The organism is Methylobacterium sp. NPDC080182, assembly GCF_050281105.1.
Classification (GTDB): Bacteria; Pseudomonadota; Alphaproteobacteria; order Rhizobiales; family Beijerinckiaceae; genus Methylobacterium.
The window spans coordinates 177070-196658 of record NZ_JBNNWO010000001.1 but is presented as its reverse complement, the minus strand read 5'-3'; the positions used below and the strand labels follow the sequence as shown (position 1 = coordinate 196658).

The window sequence follows — 19589 nt, the reverse complement described above, 5'->3', positions numbered from 1 at the left end:
CCTCCTTACTCGGCCGCGGCCGGCAGATCGCCGGCGCGCCTGAAATCCTCGGGGAAGTGGGTGATCGCGCTCATGACGGGCATCGGGGTGAGCCCGCCCATGGCGCAGAGCGACCCGTCGGTCATGACCTCGCAGAGGTCCTCGACCAGCTTGAGATTCGCGTCCGGCCGGATGCCGGCGATGACCTTGTCCATGGTCTCGACGCCGCGGGTGGCGCCGATGCGGCAGGGGGTGCACTTGCCGCAGGACTCGGTGGCACAGAACTCGAAGGCGAAGCGGGCCTGGGCCGCCATGTCGACGGTGTCGTCGAACACCACAATGCCGCCGTGGCCCACGAGGCCCTTCTTAGCCGCCATCGCCTCGTAATCGAGGGGCGTGTCGAGGAGATGGTCGGGGAAGTAGGCCCCGAGCGGTCCGCCGACCTGCACGGCGCGGACCGGCCGGCCCGAACGGGTGCCGCCGCCGAAATCCTCGATCACCTGCCGGAGGGTGATGCCGAAGGCCATCTCGATGAGGCCGCCGTGCTTGATGTTGCCGGCGAGCTGGATCGGCAGCGTGCCGAGCGAGCGGCCCATGCCGTAATCGGCATAGGCCCTGGCGCCGTTCTCCAGGATCCACGGCACGGCCGTGAAGGTCATGACGTTGTTGACCAGCGTCGGCTTGCCCAGGAAGCCCTTGAGCGCCGGGATCGGCGGCTTGGCCCGCACGATGCCGCGCTTGCCCTCCAGGCTCTCGAGCAGGGAGGTTTCCTCACCGCAGATATAGGCGCCGGCGCCGAGGCGCACTTCCAGGTGGAAGCTCTTGTCGGAGCCCAGGATGTTGTCGCCGAGCACGCCGGCCGTCACGCCGTTGGCGATCGCCTCCTTCAGGGTGGCGAAGGCCTGGGGGTACTCGGAGCGGAGGTAGATATAACCGCGGGTGGCGCCGGTCGCGACGCCCGCGATGGTCATGCCCTCGATGAGGTTGAAGGGGTCGCCCTCCATCATCATCCGGTCGGCGAAAGTGCCGGAATCGCCCTCGTCGGCGTTGCAGACCACGTATTTCTGGTCCGCCTTGGCGAGCATCACGGTGTTCCACTTGATGCCGGCCGGGAAGCCGGCACCGCCCCGGCCGCGCAGGCCGGAATCGCGTACCGCCGCCACGATACCCTCTGCATCGAGCTTCAGGGCGGCCTCGAGGCCGCGGTAGCCGCCATGGGCCCGGTAATCGTCCACGGAGACTGGGTCGACCACGCCGCAGCGGTGGAAGGTCAGGCGCTGCTGCCGGGCGAGGTAGGGGATCTTCTCCGGATCGCCGAGGCGCAGGGCGTGATCGCCGCCCGCGGTCAGGCCGGCATCCAGCAGGGCATCGACGTCCTTGACCGTCACCGGCCCGTAGGCGACGCGCCCCTCGGGGGTGCCGACCTCGACCATCGGCTCCAGCCAGAACAGGCCGCGGGAGCCGGTGCGGACGATGGTGACGTCCAGGCCGCGGCGCTCGGCGCCGGCGAAGAGGGCGCGGGCAACCTTGTTGGCGCCGAGCCCGAGGGCGACGGCGTCGCGCGGAACGTAGAGCGTGACGCTCACTGGCGCACCTCCGTCAGGGCAGCTTCGAGGGCGTCGGCGGTCAGGTGCGCGACGGGCTCACCGTCCACCAGCGCGGCGGGGCCGTTGGCGCAGAGGCCGAGACAGTAGACCGGCTCGACCGTGGCGCTGCCGTCGGCGGTGGTCTCGTGCCAGCCGCAGCCGAGGCGGCCCAGGATCTCGCGGTGCAGCTTGTCCGAGCCCATGGCCTGGCAGGCCTCGGCCCGGCACAGCTTCACCTCGTGGCGGCCGGCGGGGTGCGCCCGGAAGTCGTGGTAGAAGGTGATGCAGCCGTGGACTTCGGCGCGCGACAGGTTCAGCGCGTCCGCGATCAGCGGCACGGCACCGGAATCCACGTAGCCGAAGGTTTCCTGCAGCGCGTGCAGGATCGGCAGCGTGGCCCCCTCGAGATGGGTGTGCTCGGCGATGATCCCGGATGCGCGCTCCGCGCTCCAGGGCTCGTGACGCGCCATGGTTTCCAGCCCAGTCTGTTCCTGTTCTAATGCGAAGAGGAACAGAAATGCCGAATGGCATCAATCGCGCTGTCCGGTCGGGCGACAAAGGACGTTTGTCGAGCTGTAACGCGCCGGCCCGAGGAGCGGATCCAATTCGTTAACCTGTTGCCGCAGCGCGATTTTTCAAATCCGATCGGCAGTCAGGATTTGTTGCGTGCGTCGCAACATAAATTTGTGCCCTGCAAGAAATTGCATTCCGCCACGTCGGGTCCGGAACGTCCGGTTAGAGCACTCCGTCCTTGCGGGCGGAGCGGAGCAATCCAGGGCAGCGCGACCTCGGCAAGCGTGGCGCGACTGGATTGCTTCGCTCCGCTCGCAAGGACGGTGGCGGGGCTCCAAGACGACAGCCTCGGCCGCGTCAGAACTCCATCTCGAGTTCCTCGATCTCGTCCGGCTCATCGGCGGCGGCCTCCGCCCACTCGACCATCAGCGGCCAGTGCAGGATCGTGTCGCGGTAAGCGGCGGCGCGGGGCGGCAGCGCGACGTCGTAGGTGCGGAAGCGGGTGCAGACCGGGGCGAACATCGCGTCGGCGAGGCACGGCCGCGCGCCGAACAGGTACGGCCCCTCGTAGCGGTCCAGGCAATCGTCGAAGATCGTGACGATGCGCTCGATATCGGCCTTGGCACCGTTGAACACGCGGAAATCGGGGTGGAAGGCGCGCAGGTTCATCGGCAGCGCCGAGCGCAGATTGACGAAGCCGGAATGCATCTCCCCCGAGATCGACCGGCAATGGGCGCGCTCCGCCACGTTGCCGGGCAGGAAGCCGGCCTCCGGGAAAGTCTCGGCGAGATACTCGGCGATCGCCAGCGTGTCCCAGACGACCACGTCACCGTGGCGCAGGCGGGGCACCAGGAACGAGGGCGACAGGTGCAGCAGCTCCGCCCGGGTGGTGGCGTCGGTGCCGGACAAAACCTCCGTCCGGAAGTCGAGCCCGGCCATCCGGCAGATCAGCCAGCCCCGCAGGGACCACGAGGAGTAGTTGCGGCTCGAGATGGTGAGCGTAGCGGCCGTCATCGTCCTGCCCCGGGCGCGTCGCCGATCGTGCGGTCTGCGAGGCCCGATCCAAGACTCGTGCCGAACGGGGCGGGCGAATCGCTTCCGGCGGCGATTCTACTCCCGTCGCAGCAGCGCCGCGACCTCCGCCTGCTCGGCGGCCGACAGGTTCCGGGCCGGCGCGGGCGGGCGGCGGCGCGCGAGGCGCCAGATGCCGAGCCCGCCGAGCAGGACCGCGAGCACCGGGGTCAGCCACAGCAGCAGGGTGTGCAGCGCGAAGACCGGGCGCAGCAGCACGAACTCGCCGTAGCGGGCCACGACGTAGTCGAGCACCGCCGTGTCGCTGTCGCCCTTCTCCAGCCGCTCGCGGACGATCAGGCGCAGGTCCTTGGCGAGCGGCGCGTCGGAATCGTCGATCGACTGGTTCTGGCAGACGAGGCAGCGCAGTTCGGCCGAGATCTCCCGGGCGCGGTGCTCCAGCGCGGGATCCTTCAGCACCTCGTCGGGCTGCACCGCCAGGGCCGGCAGTGACGCCAGCAGGGCGAGCGCGGCCAGCGCCGGGCGGAGCGAACGGCGCGCCATCACTCGGCCGGCACCGCGACCGAGAGCGGCCGCGCCTTCGCCTTGGCGGGGACGCCCACGCGCATCCGCCGGTCCGTGAGCGACAGGCCGCCGCCCAGCGCCATCACCACCGCTCCGAGCCAGATCAGCAGGACCAGCGGCTTGTAGTAGAGGCGCAGGCCGACGCCGCCGTCCTGCCCGATCTCCCCGAGGCTCGCGTAGACCTGGCTGACACCGTTGGTCAGCAGCCCCGATTCCGTCACGGCCATCTTGCGGCTCGGGTAGAAGCGCTTGCCGGTCTCGACCTTCCCGACCTCGTCGCCACCGCGGGTGCGGATCGTCAGGTAGGCGGCGGCCTCCTCGTAGTTCGGGCCCTTGCGCGGCGCGACCCGGTCGAGCGTGGCCACGTAGGGCCCCGTCGCGAGACTCTCCCCGGGCTTGAGGGTCGCCAGCCCCTCGGTGGCCCAGCCCTGCGCGGCGATGCCCAGCACCACCACGCCGACGCCGGCATGGGCGATGGCGGTGCCCCAGGCCGAGCGCGGCAGACCGACGGCGCGGCGGCCGATCTGTCCGAGGGACCGGGCGCGGCTCGCCCCGTAGCCGCGGGCGCGGGTGACGATCTCCAGGGCGGACCCGATCAGCAGGTAGGCGCCGAGGCCGATCCCGACCGGCGCCAGGACCGGCCCGCCCCAGGTCAGCGCCAGCACCGCGAAGCCGACCACCAGGGCGACCGCAAGCGCGGCGAACAGGCGCTGGGCGGCGGCGAGCACGTCGCCGCGCTTCCAGGCCAGCGCCTGCCCCATGGGCACGATCAGCAGCAGCGGGATCGCCAGCGGCACGAAGGTGGAATTGAAGAAGGGCGGACCGACCGTGATCTTCTCGCCCGTCAGCATCTCGAGCACCAGCGGGTAGAGCGTGCCGACCAGCACGGTGGCGCAGGCCGCCACCAGGAACAGGTTGTTGAGGACGAGCGAGCCCTCGCGGGAGATCGGCGCGAACAAGCCCCCCTGCCGCAGCAGCGGCGCCCGCCACGCGAACAGCGTCAGCGAGCCGCCGATGAACAGGATCAGGATCGCCAGGATGAAGACGCCGCGGGTCGGGTCGGTGGCGAAGGAATGCACCGAGGTGATCACGCCCGAGCGGACCAGGAAGGTGCCGATCAGCGACAGCGAGAAGGTCAGGATGGCGAGCAGCACAGTCCAGACCTTCAGGGCGTCGCGCTTCTCCATCACCACGGTGGAGTGCAGCAGCGCCGTGCCGGCGATCCACGGCATCAGGGAGGCGTTCTCGACCGGGTCCCAGAACCACCAGCCGCCCCAGCCGAGCTCGTAATAGGCCCAGTAGGAGCCCATCGCGATCCCGAGCGTCAGGAAGCACCACGCGGCGAGGGTCCAGGGCCGCACAGCCCGCGCCCAGACGGCGTCGATCCGCCCGTCGATCAGCGCGGCCACCGCGAAGGCGAAGCTGATCGAGAAGCCGACATAGCCGACGTAGAGCAGTGGCGGGTGGACCGCGAGACCCGGATCCTGCAGCAGCGGGTTGAGGTCGTTGCCCTCGAGCGGGGCCGGGATCACCCGGGTGAACGGGTTCGAGGTCGTGATGATGAACAGCACGAACACGAAGGTGATCAGCCCCTGCACGGCCAGGGTGTTGGCCCGCAGCCGCGGCGGCACCGAGTTCTTGGCCGCCGCCACGCAGGCGCCGAACAGGGTGAGGATCAGGACCCAGAGGAGCATCGAGCCCTCGTGGTTCCCCCAGACGCCGGAGATCTTGTAGATCAGCGGCTTCTGCGTGTGCGAATTCTCGACGACGTTCTGGACCGAGAAGTCCGAGGTGACGTGCGCGTAGGTGAGCGCCGCGAAGGCGAAGAGCACGCAGGCGAAGGCGCCGAGCGCCGCCTGCGAGGCGGTCTGGCGCAGGGCCGGATCGCCCGAGCGGGCGGCCCAGATCGGCATCACCACCTGGACGAGGGAGATCGCCAGCGCGAGCGCGAGGGCGAAGTGGCCGGTCTCGACGATCATGCGGGTTCCCTCACCGCTCGCTGCGGGGACCGAGGGTGCTGTCCGCCGCCGCGGTGGCGGGCTTCGGCGCCGGGCCGCCCTTGTTCGGGCCGCCCTCCTGCCAGCGCCCCTGCGCCTTCAGCGCGTCGGCCACCTCGCGGGGCATGTAGGATTCGTCGTGCTTGGCCAGCACCGTGTCGGCGCGGAACTGCCCGCCCGGCTCCAGCACGCCCTCGGCGACCACGCCCTGCCCTTCCCGGAACAGGTCCGGCAGCAGGCCCTTGTAGTGGACCTCGACGGTCTCGTTCGTGTCGGTGACGGCGAAATCGACCGTCTGGTCGGGGCCGCGCCTGAGCGAGCCGTCCTTCACCAGCCCGCCGAGCCGCAGGCGCGTGCCCGGGGCGATGGCCTGCTTGGCGATGTCGGTGGGCGAGCGGAAGAACACGATCGAGCCGCTCATGGCGTACAGCATCAGCCCCACGGCGAGCGCCAGGACGCTGCCGCAGGCGGCGATCAGGATCAGGCGGCGTTTCTTACGCGTCACGATACTTCCACCCCGCGGTCCGGCGCACGGAGACCCGCGTCGACCGGAACCGTTCTCATTCTAGTCTTGAGGGTGTCGGCTCCAGGCGCCCGCGGGTCAAGGGCGGGCGTCGGGACCGATTGTCGTACGGACCGCTCCACGGAGGCGGGCTCGCGATTTCGTGGCGCCGGGGAACGGGCGCGCCAGGGGTTCGGTGCGTCAGGGGTTCGGCTTGGCGGGGAGCTCCAGCTCCCGGGCGAGACCGTCGAGCCGCGCCACCGCCTCGCTGTTGGCGGCCAGCGCCATGCGGGCGCGGTCGAGGGCCTTCACCGCCTGGTCGCGCTCGCCCAGCGCGCTGTAGGAGCGCACGAGCCGCATCCACTCGTCCGGCGTGCCGCCCCGCGCGGCGAGGCGCCGGTCGAGTCCCTCGACCATCCCGCGAATCGCCGCCTGCTGCTCCGCCTGCGGCATGGCGCGCACGGCCGCCATCGCGGCCTCCTTCTCGGCCTGGACGCCTGGTCCCGCCCGGCCCGATTCGGCCGGCGCGGGCGCCGCGCCCTCGGCGCCGAGACCCACGGCGCGGGCGCCCTGCTCGACCTGGGCGAGACCCTGCGGGTCGCCCGCGAGGGCCGTGCGCGCGCGGGCCAGGGCGTCGGTCGCCTGCGCGCGCTCGCCGAGGACCATCCGGGACCGGACGAGCCGCAGCCACTCGTCGGGGGTGCCGCCGCCGGTCTTGAGGCGGGCGTCGAGCCCGTCGACCATGCCGCGAATCGCCGCCTGCTGCTCGGCCGGGATCTCGGGGGCGGCCTGGGGCGTCGCGGGCGGGGGCGGCTCGCCCTTGAGGCGGGCGAGGCTCTGCTTGACGATCCCGAGCCACGGGGCGTTCGGCGGGCTGCTGGCCTCGAGCTCGGTGAGCTGGCGGATCGCCTCGCCGGTGTCGCCGGCCTGCTCGGCCGCGCGGGCGAGGTAGAAGCGCGGCTTGGGCGCGTTCGGCTCCTTGGCCTGCGCCTTCTCGAACAGCGCCTTGGCCTCGGGCGACACGGTGCCGTCGCCGGCCGCCGTGAGCGCCTCGCCCTGGTCGGCCAGGAGGTCGGCGGTCTCGCCCTTGATCCGCGCGAGGTGGCCGTAGGCGCGGGCGGCGTCGTCGAATCGGCCGGTGCGCATGTAGACCGGGGCGAGCACGGCCCAGCCGCGGGCATCGTTCGGGTCCCGGGCGAGGCGCGCCTCGATCTGCCCGACCGCCTTCATCAGCTCGTCGGCGCCGCCGCGGGCGGCCTGCCGGTCGGCCTCGGTCTGCGCCGGCACCTCGGGCGAGCCGTAGAGCCCGTAGGCGATCAGCGCCACGAGAGGGATGGTGGAGAGCGCGAAGGCCGAGGCGGCGCGCCGGCGGCGCAGGCGCGGCTCGGCCGGGCGCGCGGCCTCGGCGATGCCGGAATCCTCGGCCTCGCGCTGCGCCTCGCGGCTCGACCGGAGCAGGCGGCGCGCCGCCTCGGCCTTGGCGGTCTCGGCCTCGTCGGGGGCGATCAGGCCGCGCTCGAGGTCGCGGTCGATCTCGGCGATCTGATCCTCGTAGAACGCCGTCTCGGTCGCGAGCCCGCTGCCGCCGGCCTCGCCGGTCGGCACGGCGGCGCGCCGCGACATGGGCCAGAGCAGGCCGAGCACGGCCGCCGCGGTCATGGCCGCCAGGATGAACCAGATCGCCGTCATGGACCTTATCGCCAACGGGCCGCACCGGCCCGCCCCTCCCCACGCCCTGTGGAGCCGGCGGCGTGATGCCACGACGCCTCCCGGCGGCGGCTCGGTGTCACGCAACTCTGTTGCGATGACAAGGCCCCGGGCGGGAGCCATGAGGCCGCGCGCCGCCTCCCGGCCCGTACCCGGACGCGGCCGGACGCGCCCGGATTTGCCCGGGCGCGTCCGACGGCCTCAGTGGGCGGCCGTGCCGACCGGCAGGTCCCCCGGCACCTCCAGCACCGCGCGCAGGCCGCCGAGCGCCGCCTGCTCCAGGGTGAAGCGCCCCCGGTACAGGGCGGCGAGGTCGGCCACGATCGACAGGCCGAGTCCCGAGCCGGGCTTCGATTCGTCGAGGCGGCGCCCCCGGCCGAGCACGGCCTGCCGGGCCTCCGGCGGCAGGCCCGGACCGTCATCCTCGATGGCGACGACGAGGTGGGGATAATCGTCCTTGCTCACCGCCTCGGCCCGGATCGCCACCCGCCCGTGGGCCCACTTGGACGCGTTGTCGACGAGGTTGCCGACCATCTCCTCGAAATCCTGGCGCTCGCCGCGGAAGCGCAGGCCCGGCGGTACGTGGACGTCGTAGGCGATGTCCTTGTCCCGGTAGATCTTCCCGAAGGTGCGCACGAGGCCGGCGAGCGCCGGCTCGACCTCCGTGGAGGTGCCGAGCGTGCCGGCGAGCGCCGCGGCGCGGGCCCGGTCGAGGTGATAATTGACCTGATCGCGCATCACCGCGGCCTGCTCGCGGATCTTCTGCGCGAGTTCCTCGGGGGCGTCGGAGGCCCCGACCTCGTTGACGATGATCGAGAGCGGCGTCTTCAGGGCGTGGGCGAGGTTGCCCACCTGGGTGCGGGCGCGCTCCAGGATCTCGCGGTTGGTCTCGATCAGGAGGTTCACCTCGCCGGTGAGCGGCGCGATGTCGCGGGGATAGGTGCCGGTGATCCGGTCGGCCTCGCCCCGGCGGACGGCACCGAGCGCGGCGCGCATCTTCTTGAGGGGCGCGAGGCCGAAGCGGATCTGCAGCAGCGTGGTGATCGCAAGCGACAGGCCGAGCAGGCCGAAGGTGATGGTCAGCGAGTTCCGGAACCGGTCGACGTCGTTGACGATCTCGTCGGCGGGGCCCGCGACCCGGACCGTGTAGCGGCCCTCCTCGCCGAGATCGACGTCGCGCTCCATGATGCGCAGGAGGCGTCCGTCCTGCCCCTTGCCGTAGCCCTGGCGGATCTGCCCGACCCCGACTTTCCCGTCGGAATCGGTCGCGGCCGGCAGCGGCACGCCCACGAGGGAGCGCGAGGTGCGCACGTCGCGCGGCTTCGCGTCGGGCTTGCCGACCTGCCAGTACCAGCCGGACAGGGGCAGGTCGAAGCGCGGGTCGCCGAGCGAGAAGGTCCGGCTCTCGGGGTCGTTGGGCGAGACGAGGTCGGTGGCGAGATTGTTGGCGAAGACGAGGAGCCGGCTGTCGAAGGAGCGCTCGGTGTTCTCGCGGTAGAGGGTCGTGAGGATCCAGGCCGCGATCAGCAGGATCGCGGAGCTCGAGAGGAACGCCGACACGGCGAGCCGCACCGCGATGGAGCGGCGGCGCAGGGAGAAGAGGCCGATGAGGTCGATCATGGATGCGTCGGTCGCTCAGACGGGCGGCGGCGCATCGTAGAACACCGCGCCGCGCATCAGCGGGCGCGCCGTGCGGAAGAAGGCGCCGCGCTCGGCCCGCCAGCCGTCGGCCCCGCGGGTCACGGCGGCGTCAGCGGTGAGGATGCCCGACGGCATGCCGACCCGCAGGACCGCTTCGGTGGAGCGCGCGGCCTCGTGGACGAGGCTGCCTTCGAGCCGGGCGGCGACCGCGAGGCACAGGGTGGCGGTGAGCGGCAGCGCCTGGTGCGGCACGCCGTTCGAGATGACCCGGGCGGTCAGGTCGGTCTCGGCGGCGCGGATCGTGGCGCCGGAGAGGCTGCCGGAATCCTGCGGCGGCGCCGCGAGGCCGACGAAGGGCACGTGGACGACGCGCGCCGCCGCCTCGAGATCGGGCGCGATGCCCATCGCCACGGAGCCGGCCCGGCGGATCCGCGCCAGCCGGTCGAGGAGGCCCGGCACGGCCTCCAGGGCGGCGGGCAGCTCGGTGCCGGCGAGGCCGAGATCGGCGGCGCGGACGAACACGCAGGCATTGGCGGCGTCGATCAGCGAGGCCTCGATCGCGCCGAGGCCCGGCACGTCGAGCCACTGACGGACGGCGCCGGTCGGGAGCAGCCGGCCGGTCGTGGCGCCGCCCGGATCCAGGAAGTCGAGCTGGATCGGCGCGCCCGTGCCGGTGACGCCGGGGATCGCGAGGTCGCCGCGGTAGACGCTGCGGCCGCCCGCGGCCGCGAAGCCCGCCACGATCAGCTTGCGCGTGTTGGTGTTGAAGATCCGCAGCCGCACCGGGCCGTCCGGGACGTCGACGAGCCCCTCGTCGACCGCGAACGGCCCCACGGCGGCGAGCATGTTGCCGCAATTGCCCGAGAGGTCGATGCGGCCGTCCCGGACCACGACCTGCACGAAGGTGTAGTCGATGTCGGCGTCCGGCCGCGCGGAGCGCTCCACCACGCAGATCTTCGACACCGACGAGACGCCCCCGCCCATGCCGTTGAGCTGCCGCCCGAACGGGTCGGGGCTGTCCATGGCGGAGAGGAAGGCCGGCTCCCAGGCGGCGAGATCCCCCGGCACGTCCCGGCGGTGCAGCATCAGCGCCTTGCTGGTGCCGCCGCGCATGAAGACGGCCGGCAGCGTGCCGGAACGCGCGGCCGCGCTCACATCCGGGCCGGCGGCTGGTTGGGATCCACGAGGTAGCCGAGGCCGCGGACGGTCTGGATCAGGTCCACCGCGAGCTTCTTGCGCAGGCGGCCCACGAACACCTCGATCGTGTTCGAGTCGCGGTCGAAATCCTGGTCGTAGAGGTGCTCGGTCAGTTCGGCGCGGGAGACCACCCGGCCGGTATGGTGCATCAGGTAGGAGAGCAGCCGGTACTCGTGGCTCGTCAGCTTCACCTGGGCGCCGTCGACGAACACCTTGCCGGAGCGGGTGTCGAGGGTCACCGGCCCGCAGGCGATCTGGCTGGTGGCGTGGCCGGCGGCGCGGCGCAGCAGGGCGCGCACCCGGGCCATCAGCTCCTCCATGTGGAAGGGCTTGGTGACGTAGTCGTCGGCGCCGGCGTCGAAGCCGTCGACCTTGTCGGACCAGCGGTCCCGGGCCGTGAGGATGATCACCGGGGTCTTCACGCCCGCCCGGCGCCACTTCTGCAGCACGGTGACGCCGTCGGCCTTGGGCAGGCCCATGTCGAGGATGATGGCGTCGTAGGGCTCGCTCTCGCCGAGATAGCCGCCCTCCTCGCCGTCATAGGCCTTGTCGGCGACGTAGCCGGCCTCCTCCAGCGCGGCCACGACCTGCCGGTTGATGTCCTTGTCATCCTCCACGACCAGCAGACGCACGGCTCACTCCCCTCCGAAACGGTATCCGCGCCCGCTCAATACTGTCCCGCCACGGTGCCGGTGCGCGCGTCGACGATCACGTGCACGAAATGCCCGTCGCGGCGCAAGGCGGTGAGCATGTAGACGAGGCCGTCCGCGTGACGGCAGAGGCTCGCCCGCTGGATCTCGGCGCGGGGGATCACCGTCCGGGCCGCGCGGATCGCCGCGACCGGCGGGATCACCCGGCGCTCGCCGACCTCCTCGCGCAGGTCCGCGGGGGACAGGCAGCTCTCGATCCGCAGCGGCGGCTGGCTCGACACCGCGCCCGTCTGAGGGGCCGGCCCGTCGTCGGCCATGGAGCCGAGGCCGCCCGCGGCGAGGGCCGCGGCGGTCAGGCTGATGGCGACGAGGGCGATGGCGTAGCGCATTGGCAGACGATGTGAGCCCAGGGCACTGAATGCGTCCTGAATACGTGGCCGTGCGTCGCCCCCGGCGGTCGTCGGCGGCGGTCCGGACAGTCCCTTCGCGGTCGATTCGGTGGCGGGCGGCATCGTGCGGACATGACGGCCGAGGCGGCGCCCGGTTCCACGCCGCGCGCCGCTTCCCACAGGCGCCGCGGCCGGTCTCACGGTGACGGCGCCGGGGCGGGACCGCAGGCCGCGGCGCGGGCCGGCGGGACGGCCCGGCCGCCCCCCGCCGGCGCGGCCTGCGCGGCGCCGCCGGACCCCAGCGTCCAGGCAAGCCGGCCAACCGCCGCACCCTCGTGGACGGCGACCGTCACCGCCGCGGCGGCCGCCAGACCGAGCCACGCCCGGTCGAGAACCCTGTCCCAGCGCAGGCGCATCTCACCCTCCCGTCAGCAGCTTCCAGAGGGCCCGCAGGGCCGGGATATGCGCGGCGAGCCACCCGACCTGGTCGGAGAACCAGTGCGCGGCCGCCGCCGCGGCGACGAAGGCGAGCACCGTCGCGTGCTTGAGCCGGCGCAGGTAGCGGCGCAGCGCGCGGCGCTCGAGATGCGCGTCGACCAGCTCGTCGAGGGCGGCGAGGCGCGGCTCGGACTGCCGGGCGAACCACGCGTGCCAGACGGGCGGGAAGCGGATCGTCCGGGGCCGCCCGCCGAGGGCGACACCCGCGCCCTCGGCGTCCTGGGGGGGCGCGGATTGCCGTGCCTCGGTGCGGAGGGGCTTCATGGTGACGATCCCTGTTTCACGGCCCCCGCGCCGCCGAAGCGGCGAGGCCCGGCCTCAGGCCGGGTGCTTGTCCGCCCCGCGCAGCTGCGCGAGCGCCGGGGCGAGGACGTTCGCGGCGCTCGCCTGCGGTTCGAGGGGCAGCGCCCGGAAGATCCGCGCGGCCACGCCCTCGGGGCCGCCCGCCTTCCGCACGTCGTGCGCGGGGGCGGTGGCGAGCACGTGCCGGGCGCCGGCGGCAACCACCGCGGCGCCGAGCTCGGCGCTGACGGTCCGGCCCCGGGCGGCCCCGGCCACGGCGTTCTGGCCGAACTCGGCCCCGGCGCGGATCGCAGCCTCGATCCGGTCGCGGGTGAGCACCGAGGCGGCCCAGGGCGCGACCCGGGCGATGCCGGCGGTGACGGCGGCGGCGGCGAGCGGCACGAGCGCGGCCGTCACCGGCTGGAGCAGGCCGGAGAGCCAGTCGCCCCAAGGCAGCAGGCCGGCGACGGGAGTAACGGCGGGCGCAGCACCGCCGGCCGGCGCGGCGAGGGCGGCGAGCGGCAGGCCGGTGACGGCCAGGGCGACGGCCGCCCGGATCGGGTGCATCATCGTGGAACTCCTTCTCAGCGCGCGGCGGACCCGGCCGGCTCGGGATCGGGTGACGACGGGTCAGGGCCGGCCCGGCGGCTGAGCCGGCATCGCGGCGGGACCGTCGCGCAGGGCGGCGAGGGCCCGGCGCGCCCAGGCGAGGCGGCGCGCGGGCGCGACGACGCCGGGCCGCTCGTAGCGGCGCCAGACCGCCTCGGTGGCGGCAGCGAGGGTGATGGTGGCCCGCAGGGCCGCGAGGGCCGGCGCCTCGGGACCGCGCAGCTCGGCGCAGAGGTAGCCGTAGCCCGCCTCGGGGTCGGCGGGATCGCGGCCGCGTGCCCGGCACCACGCCTCCATGGCGGCGCGCCGGGGCCCGGTCCACTGGGCGAGCCCCCAGCCGCCGCGGGAGCCCGGCACCGCGGGGGCGACCTCCTGGAGGTGGCGGAACCCGCCGGTCTCGTGGCCGAGATTGCCGAGCAGGCCGGCGGCCTGGACGTCGCTCAGGCCGAGATCGCGCATCAGCCGCGGGCCGAGCCGGCGGCAGGCCGCGGCGAAGGGCTCCCGCGCGGCGGGGTCGGATGGCGGCATGGGCTTGCTCCGGAAACTGGCCTCCCCGGGCGCGCCGGGCTAAGGCGGCCCGCGCCGTGGGCGGCGCCGAGGGGGAAGCGTGGGACGCGGACAGGACCGGCCGCTCGTGTTCATCGGCGACTCGATCACCGCCGCCTGGGGCGCGGTGCGGGCCGAGACCTTCGCGCGCCACGGCTTCGTCGCCCGGGGCGTCCCGGGCGAGACGAGCGGGCAGATCCGGGCGCGCTTCCTGCGGGATACGGCCGGCGCCCGGGCCGTGCACCTGATGTGCGGGATCAACGACATCGCGGAGATCGGCGGCCCGGTCTCGGACCGGGCGATCGCCGGGAACATCCTGGCCATGGGGCGGATGGCCTTCGCGGCCGGGCTGCCGCTCACGATCGGCACCGTGATGCCGAGCGACTTCTGGGGCTGGCGCCCCGAGCTGCGGCCGGTGGCGCGGATCCGCGCCCTGAACGGGTGGCTGCGCGCCTACTGCGCGGCGGGCCCGGCCCGCCTCGTCGATTACGGGCCGCCGCTCGCCACGGAGGCGGGCGCGCTCCGGCGGGACTTCACCGACGACGGCATCCACCTCAACGGCGCGGGCTACGCGGCGGTGGAGCCGGCGATGCTGCGGGCCCTCGACGCCGTTCCGGACTGAGAGCGGCCGCGAGGCGCCGCCTGCGGATCCGCGGCGCTCACGCGCCCAGCGCCAGCCAGTAGGTCGGCACCGACCCGACCCCCGCCACCGCGCCGGGCGTCGCGCGGCGGGTGCGGAGCGTGAACCCGCTGGCCGCCACGTCGCTGACCTGCGCGGCGTGGAGCGCGTCGCCGGCGCCGGCGACCGGCTGCGCCCAGACGCCGAGGCAGCTCCCCGGGAAGGCGATGCCGAACGCCACCGCGACATCGGCGTCGGCGGCGGTGACGAGCCCCCATTGCGCGATCAGGCCGCCCGGGAGCCGCACCGACCCGTTGGCGCCGAGCACCTGCGCGCCGGTCGCGAGCGGCGTCCCGTCGGCGCGCTGGTAGTGGCGCACGCGCCAGCGGCCCGCCGCGTCCGAGGTGGCGATGCAGGTGTCGTCGGCGGCCGTCACGAGATCGGCGCGGGTCGGCAGCACCAGCGCCTCGGGATCGTGGACCAGGGTCGCGGCGCCCGAGAAGCGCACGAACCGCTCCCGGTCGGCGGCGGCGCCGAAGCTCGCGATCCGGGCCGCGCCGGTGACGAGCACCCGCCGGGTGCCGGCCGCGCCGAGGTCGGTGGTGGGGGCGGCCGCGAGGGCGGTCTCGGCCGAGGCGAAGTCGATCCCGCCGGTCCGGGCCGAGGCGGTGAGCGCCGTGGCGAAGGCGGCCCCGTCGGGCGAGACCTTCAGGGTGAAGTCGTCGCTCCCGAGGGTGCCCAGCAGGGCCCGCGCCGCGTAGCCGGTCTCGAAGACCAGGGCGGCGTCGCGGGCGGCGGATTTCCGGTTGACGAAGACCCGCATGTCGCCGGTGCCCGGCGTTGCGTCGTCCCAGGTCAGGAGCGCGGAGTCGGACTTCACCGCGAGGCGGTTGGTGGCGTCGGCCGCCGTGTTGATCCCGAGGCGGCCGACGCTCTGGAGCGCGGTCAGCGCGCGGCGGAGGCTCGTCCAGGCCGCGCCGTCGAAGACGTAGAGGTCGGCCTCGTCGATCAGCCAGGCGAGCCAGCCGGCCCGCGGCGCGGCGCCGGTCCAGACCCCGTCGGCGTAGCGCACCACCTGGCCCGCGAGCCCCGCCCAGGCGCCCCCGGGCTCGGCGGCGGCCACGAGGTAGCGGTCGCCCTCCGCGGGGCCCGGCGGCGGTGCGGCGAGATCCTTGTCCAGGCAGGCGAGCTGGACGAGCGCGTCGAGCAGGCCGAGCGCCTCGTTGTGGGTCACGTGCTTCTGCGCCTGGTTGGCGGCGATCAGCGGCAGGCCGAGATGGGGCGTGGCGTCGGACATGGGGCGGCTCCCGGGCGGTCAGGTCGAGCGGTCAGGCCGAGTGGACGGGGATACGGGCGCGGCGGGCGGGTCCGGGGCCGGCGACGAGACCGATCTGCGCCACCGCGACGTCGAGATGCGTCTGGGCGTCGCCGAAATCGGCCGCCTCGTCCGCGTAGAGACAGTGCTGGGCCTCGGCCCGGAGCGTGCGCAGGGCCGTGCCGGCGGCCGAGAACACCGTCACGGCGTAGGTTTCCGGCTCGTCGAGCGGGATCTCGGCCGGCTCCCAGGCGTCGCCGTCGCGGCGGGCCCGCCGGATCCAAGAGAGCCGCACCCCGTACACCGCACGCCGCGCCCGCAGGTGGACCGGCCGCAGCGGCGTCAGCGCCGCGAGGCCGGCCGTGGCGGTGATCTCGGCGAAGGCCGGGTCGGCCGGATCGCGATCCGCCGGCCCGATCCGGTAGCGGAACGCGCGGCCGACCTCGTCCAGCCGGTCGACCAGGGGCGTCACGGCGCCGTCGTCGAGGCGCACGATCAGGCTCCCCGCCGGGGAGACCCGCCCCGCCGCCGCCTCGCTGCCCGCGAGCCCGCGCAGGAAGCCGGACAGCCGGTAGGTGTCGGGCCCGGTCAGGACCGCGGACGCGGCGCCGAGCAGTTCCACGGTCCCGTCCGCACCGAGCAGGGCGAACAGGTTGCCCCCGGCCAGCATCGCGCCCGCCCCGATCGAGGCCAGCGTCGCGCCGCGCCGCAGGGCGACGTCGAGATGCGCGCCCCGCTGGATGCGCCAGAGCGGGCCGGCCGGCAGCGCCGACAGGGTGCGCCCGAGGCAGGCCGGGTAGTCGACGAGGCGGTGCAGGGCGAGCGGCCCGTCACCAGCTGCGCGCCAGATCGCGACCGCGCCGGGCCAGGGCTCGGCCGCCACCGCGCAGGACTGAAGGACCGTGGGGTCGCCGCGGTCGACCGGCAGGTCGAGGGCGACGGCGAGCGGCGGTCCGGGAAAGGCGGGCGGCGCCACCGCCGCCTGGGCCATCGCGCGGGGCAGCCCGCGCCCGGGCCCCGCCCGGGGCGGCACCCCGCTCGCCTCGATCCGGCGGCCCGTGGGCGCGTCGTCGATCCGGTCGATCCGGCGCAGGACCGCGCCGCCGGGCACGTCGGCCGGGACCGCCAGGAGGTCGCCGGGCTCCAGCTCGACCCGGCGCGGGCTCAGCGTGAACACCGCGTTGTCGCGGGCCGCGATCAGCCGGTCGAGCAGCGCCTCGGCCAAGCCGTCGGCGATCTCCCGGCGGGTGACGATCGCCGCCTCGATCCGGGTCTCGCGCCGCCGCAGGCCGGCGGGCCGCACGGCCGAGGCCGCGGCGCGCCGGTAATCCGGGCTCTCGGCATCGGTGATCGCGAGGTCCACGGAGCGCGGCAGGGCACTCTCCTCGGCCCGGACCTGGTGCAGGACCGGCCGCTCCTCCGACAGCCGGACGAGGTCGGTCTCGGCCAGGATCACGGGCCGGTCGCGCCGGGGACCGCGCAGCCGCAGGGTCCCGGCCACCGCCGAGACGTCGAGGCCGTAGACCTCCGCCAGGGTCTCCAGGGCGCCGCGCGCCGTGAGCGGCCGGTCGATCACGTAGCCGTCGAGATAGGCGGCGGCCTCCACGGAGACCGGCGCGTCGAACCCGAAATCCGCGAGGATCCGCTGGACCAGCAGGTCGAGGTCGCAGCCCTCGATCCGGCCGGTGATCCAGTGGCCGACCCGCCAGTTGGCGGCGTCGGCCCAGACGCCGCGCACCGTCGGGAAGGCCGGGAAGGGCCGCGCGTCCCAGGCCCAGACGAAGATCCCGTCGGGATCGACCATGCGGCCGCCGTAGACCGGCGAGACCGGGTTGTCGGCTTCCCGGAAGCCCGGCACGGCCGGGTCGAACCGCGCGATCACGGCCTCCAGCCCGCGGAGCTGGATCAGCTCGTCGCGCAGGGCGCGGGATTCCGGCGGGAAGGCGCTCTCGGACGATTTCGGGTCCGGGAAGACGTTGGGGCCGTTGGTGCCCTTGTCCACCGCCGGAACGCCGATCTCGGTGAGCCAGATCGGCTTGCCGGCCGGCACCCAGGCGGTGGTGCGGGTCTCGACGCCGCCGTCGCGCTCCACGTGCGGGCTCGACCACCACGCGACGAGGTCCTTGGCCCGGTAGATCCAGGGCTTGCCGGCGGCGCCGTCGGTGATCGGCCGGCGGGCCTGGGCGGCGCGGTCGGCCGCGTCGGCGTAGTACCAGTCGAAGGCCTCGCCGGACGCGCCCCGGGCCTTCAGATAGGCCCGGTCGGCGATGTCGCCCGTCACCGCGAGGTCGGCGTGGTCCGGGTCGTCGCGCCAGTCGGAGACGGGCGGGTACCAGTCGATCCCGACGGCGCCGATATGCGGGTCGGCGAACAGGTCGTCGAGGGGGAAGCGGACGGTGGCGCCGCCGTCGCCCACATGGGCGCCGTACTCGGTCCAGTCCGCCGCGTAGACCAGGGTGACGGCCGGGCCGAGGCGGTCGCGGAGCGCGGCGGCGAGGTCGCGCAGGGCCCGCACTGCCGGGTAGCCGGCCGCGCCGCGCACCCGGGTCAGGCCGACGAGCTCGCTGCCGATCACGAAGGCCGCGAGGGGCGCGCCCGAGGCCGCCCAGCCGGCCGCGAGGTCTGCGTAGTGCAGGACCGCGTCGCGGTAGCCACCCGCGAAGAAGGCCGCGACCTGCGCGTCGGCCGCGGCGGTCCCGTCCGGGCTCCCCGGAAGGCCCGGGGCCGGATCGCAGGTGATGCGGCCGCGCCAGGGATAGGCGGGCTGCACGGCGCCGGGGGCGTGCGGATCGGGGAGCGCGTTGCCGGCCGGCACGTCCATCATGACGAACGGGTAGAGCGACACCGCCAGCCCCCGGCGCGCCAGCTCGGCGATCAGCCGGGTCAGGCCCGCATCCGCCGGCGTGCCGCCGTAGGCCGGGCTGCCGTCCGGCAGGGTCGAGACCGTCTCGGCCCGGTCGCGGGCGATCCCGGCGACGCGCCAATCCTCCGGCCGGGCGCGCTTGTCGGCGGCCTCGACCTTGGGCACGACCCGGCAGGATCCCGCCCGCAGGTCGGTGCCGAACCACGTCGCCACCACGGCGACCCGGCGCAGATTCGGGCAGAGCGCCTGGAGCGCGTCGAGGGAGGCGATCACGTCGGTGCCGCGCTGGAGCTGGTGCCGGTTGGCGGCCTCGGTGCGGCCGAGCCCGAGATCGACCGTGACGCGGTCCGGATCGAGGCCGAACTCGCTGGCGCCGGGGATCAGGTCGACGGCGCGCACGCGGTCGAACAGGCCGTTGACCGGGCGGATCACCTCGAAGGCGAATTGCGGGACGCGGTTGCCGAAGGCCGCGAGGGCGAGGTTCTCGAACACCGCGTAGGCGAGGCCGCGATAGGCGGGCGCATTCTCGGCGTCCTCCTTGGCGACGATCAGCGGGTCCGGCTCCTGGCCGGGGCCGCCGGTATGGACCCGCAGGGTCAGGCCGGCCTGGTCGATCTCCCGCCCGTCCGCCCAGATCCGGCGGACGCAGGCGATCTCGCCCTCGCACAGCCCGACCGCGAGGTTGGCGAAGTAGCTGTAGCGGGTGGTGACGGTCCTCGGGCCGCCCGCGAGCCCGCCCAGGCTCTTGGCGGGCGCGGCCGCGCGGGCGACGGTGGTGTTGGCGACCTCCAGCGGTCGGGTCGCCCAGATCAGGGTGCCGCCGATCCGCGCCCGCCCGTAGACCCGCGGGATCGGATCGCCCTCGGTGGAGGTGAGCCCGGCGACGTCGGCGAGCCGCGGCCCCTCGACGAAGCGCGCGTGCCGCCCGGACCCCGACAGGGCGCCGCCGAGGGCCGCGCCCGCGACGGAGCCGAGCGCGCGCCCGACCAGGCCGCCGATCGGGCCTCCGAGGGCGGTGCCGACCGCCGCGCCGGCCGAGGACAGGATCAGCGTCGCCATGGCGGGGCTCCGGATCTGATGGCGGTATCGCGTGGACGGGT

At 74.3% G+C, this 19589-nt stretch carries 18 protein-coding genes; 1 reads left to right on the top strand and 17 read right to left on the bottom strand.

Going from position 1 to position 19589, the window contains the following annotated elements:
• Window positions 1-5: 5 nt before the first annotated feature.
• From ACQKQD_RS01000 to ACQKQD_RS00930, 15 genes are all read right to left on the bottom strand, one after another.
• Window positions 6-1565 carry a formate dehydrogenase beta subunit gene (locus ACQKQD_RS01000; RefSeq protein WP_427507257.1) on the bottom strand — a complete coding sequence of 520 codons (1560 nt, stop codon included), beginning with the start codon at window positions 1563-1565 and terminating at the stop codon, window positions 6-8.
• On the bottom strand, window positions 1562-2035 hold the full coding sequence (locus tag ACQKQD_RS00995) for a formate dehydrogenase subunit gamma (RefSeq protein ID WP_010684574.1): 474 nt from the start codon (window positions 2033-2035) through the stop codon (window positions 1562-1564). The genes ACQKQD_RS01000 and ACQKQD_RS00995 overlap by 4 nt, the downstream gene beginning before the upstream one ends.
• A gap of 400 nt (window positions 2036-2435) precedes the next feature.
• Window positions 2436-3092 (bottom strand): glutathione S-transferase family protein, encoded by a 657-nt coding sequence (locus ACQKQD_RS00990; protein WP_020090894.1) that lies wholly within the window; start codon window positions 3090-3092, stop codon window positions 2436-2438.
• Window positions 3093-3188: 96 nt separating this feature from the next.
• Window positions 3189-3653: a cytochrome c-type biogenesis protein gene (locus tag ACQKQD_RS00985; RefSeq protein WP_020090895.1), complete on the bottom strand. Its 465-nt coding sequence runs from the start codon at window positions 3651-3653 to the stop codon at window positions 3189-3191.
• Window positions 3653-5653 (bottom strand): heme lyase CcmF/NrfE family subunit, encoded by a 2001-nt coding sequence (locus ACQKQD_RS00980; protein WP_427507256.1) that lies wholly within the window; start codon window positions 5651-5653, stop codon window positions 3653-3655. Before ACQKQD_RS00980 ends, ACQKQD_RS00985 begins: the two co-directional genes overlap by 1 nt.
• Before the next feature lie 10 nt (window positions 5654-5663).
• On the bottom strand, window positions 5664-6176 hold the full coding sequence (ccmE, locus tag ACQKQD_RS00975; RefSeq protein ID WP_020090897.1) for a cytochrome c maturation protein CcmE: 513 nt from the start codon (window positions 6174-6176) through the stop codon (window positions 5664-5666).
• Between the two features lie 198 nt (window positions 6177-6374).
• Window positions 6375-7862 (bottom strand): c-type cytochrome biogenesis protein CcmI, encoded by a 1488-nt coding sequence (gene ccmI, locus ACQKQD_RS00970; RefSeq protein WP_234081931.1) that lies wholly within the window; start codon window positions 7860-7862, stop codon window positions 6375-6377.
• 219 nt (window positions 7863-8081) lie between these two features.
• Window positions 8082-9500: an ATP-binding protein gene (locus ACQKQD_RS00965; RefSeq protein WP_020090899.1), complete on the bottom strand. Its 1419-nt coding sequence runs from the start codon at window positions 9498-9500 to the stop codon at window positions 8082-8084.
• 15 nt (window positions 9501-9515) lie between these two features.
• Window positions 9516-10676 (bottom strand): 2-methylaconitate cis-trans isomerase PrpF family protein, encoded by a 1161-nt coding sequence (locus tag ACQKQD_RS00960; protein ID WP_427507255.1) that lies wholly within the window; start codon window positions 10674-10676, stop codon window positions 9516-9518.
• Window positions 10673-11350, bottom strand: a complete 678-nt coding sequence (locus ACQKQD_RS00955; RefSeq protein WP_012321897.1) for a response regulator transcription factor — start codon at window positions 11348-11350, stop codon at window positions 10673-10675. The genes ACQKQD_RS00960 and ACQKQD_RS00955 overlap by 4 nt, the downstream gene beginning before the upstream one ends.
• A 35-nt stretch (window positions 11351-11385) precedes the next feature.
• Window positions 11386-11757 (bottom strand): PepSY domain-containing protein, encoded by a 372-nt coding sequence (locus ACQKQD_RS00950; protein WP_020090901.1) that lies wholly within the window; start codon window positions 11755-11757, stop codon window positions 11386-11388.
• Between the two features lie 197 nt (window positions 11758-11954).
• Window positions 11955-12173, bottom strand: a complete 219-nt coding sequence (locus ACQKQD_RS00945; protein WP_427507254.1) for a hypothetical protein — start codon at window positions 12171-12173, stop codon at window positions 11955-11957.
• Window position 12174: 1 nt separating this feature from the next.
• Window positions 12175-12519 carry a hypothetical protein gene (locus ACQKQD_RS00940; protein WP_427507253.1) on the bottom strand — a complete coding sequence of 115 codons (345 nt, stop codon included), beginning with the start codon at window positions 12517-12519 and terminating at the stop codon, window positions 12175-12177.
• A 54-nt stretch (window positions 12520-12573) separates the two neighbouring features.
• Window positions 12574-13107 (bottom strand): hypothetical protein, encoded by a 534-nt coding sequence (locus ACQKQD_RS00935; protein WP_427507252.1) that lies wholly within the window; start codon window positions 13105-13107, stop codon window positions 12574-12576.
• A gap of 60 nt (window positions 13108-13167) precedes the next feature.
• The gene (locus ACQKQD_RS00930; protein WP_427507251.1) at window positions 13168-13674 is read right to left on the bottom strand and encodes a phage tail tip lysozyme; all 507 of its coding nucleotides are present in this window, start codon (window positions 13672-13674) and stop codon (window positions 13168-13170) included.
• A gap of 79 nt (window positions 13675-13753) precedes the next feature.
• Between ACQKQD_RS00930 and ACQKQD_RS00925 the strand changes: the two genes are divergently transcribed.
• Window positions 13754-14314: a GDSL-type esterase/lipase family protein gene (locus tag ACQKQD_RS00925; protein WP_427507250.1), complete on the top strand. Its 561-nt coding sequence runs from the start codon at window positions 13754-13756 to the stop codon at window positions 14312-14314.
• A gap of 37 nt (window positions 14315-14351) precedes the next feature.
• Here ACQKQD_RS00925 and ACQKQD_RS00920 read toward each other — a convergent pair whose 3' ends face one another.
• Together ACQKQD_RS00920 and ACQKQD_RS00915 are read right to left on the bottom strand one after the other, a co-directional pair.
• Window positions 14352-15608, bottom strand: coding sequence for a DUF2793 domain-containing protein (locus ACQKQD_RS00920; protein ID WP_427507249.1), 1257 nt, complete (start codon window positions 15606-15608; stop codon window positions 14352-14354).
• A 31-nt stretch (window positions 15609-15639) separates the two neighbouring features.
• Window positions 15640-19548: a baseplate multidomain protein megatron gene (locus tag ACQKQD_RS00915; RefSeq protein WP_427507247.1), complete on the bottom strand. Its 3909-nt coding sequence runs from the start codon at window positions 19546-19548 to the stop codon at window positions 15640-15642.
• Window positions 19549-19589 lie beyond the last annotated feature (41 nt).

Bases quoted from the DNA above. Each gene is read 5' to 3' on its own strand.
- ACQKQD_RS00935 (WP_427507252.1), bottom strand. From the start codon at position 13,107: ATGATGCACCCGATCCGGGCGGCCGTCGCCCTGGCCGTCACCGGCCTG.
- ACQKQD_RS00965 (WP_020090899.1), bottom strand. From the start codon at position 9,500: ATGATCGACCTCATCGGCCTCTTCTCCCTGCGCCGCCGCTCCATCGCG.
- ccmI (WP_234081931.1), bottom strand. From the start codon at position 7,862: ATGACGGCGATCTGGTTCATCCTGGCGGCCATGACCGCGGCGGCCGTG.
- ACQKQD_RS00930 (WP_427507251.1), bottom strand. From the start codon at position 13,674: ATGCCGCCATCCGACCCCGCCGCGCGGGAGCCCTTCGCCGCGGCCTGC.
- ACQKQD_RS00915 (WP_427507247.1), bottom strand. From the start codon at position 19,548: ATGGCGACGCTGATCCTGTCCTCGGCCGGCGCGGCGGTCGGCACCGCC.
- ACQKQD_RS00980 (WP_427507256.1), bottom strand. From the start codon at position 5,653: ATGATCGTCGAGACCGGCCACTTCGCCCTCGCGCTCGCGCTGGCGATC.
- ACQKQD_RS00990 (WP_020090894.1), bottom strand. From the start codon at position 3,092: ATGACGGCCGCTACGCTCACCATCTCGAGCCGCAACTACTCCTCGTGG.
- ACQKQD_RS00950 (WP_020090901.1), bottom strand. From the start codon at position 11,757: ATGCGCTACGCCATCGCCCTCGTCGCCATCAGCCTGACCGCCGCGGCC.
- ACQKQD_RS00985 (WP_020090895.1), bottom strand. From the start codon at position 3,653: ATGGCGCGCCGTTCGCTCCGCCCGGCGCTGGCCGCGCTCGCCCTGCTG.
- ACQKQD_RS00920 (WP_427507249.1), bottom strand. From the start codon at position 15,608: ATGTCCGACGCCACGCCCCATCTCGGCCTGCCGCTGATCGCCGCCAAC.
- ACQKQD_RS00940 (WP_427507253.1), bottom strand. From the start codon at position 12,519: ATGAAGCCCCTCCGCACCGAGGCACGGCAATCCGCGCCCCCCCAGGAC.
- ACQKQD_RS00995 (WP_010684574.1), bottom strand. From the start codon at position 2,035: ATGGCGCGTCACGAGCCCTGGAGCGCGGAGCGCGCATCCGGGATCATC.
- ACQKQD_RS00945 (WP_427507254.1), bottom strand. From the start codon at position 12,173: ATGCGCCTGCGCTGGGACAGGGTTCTCGACCGGGCGTGGCTCGGTCTG.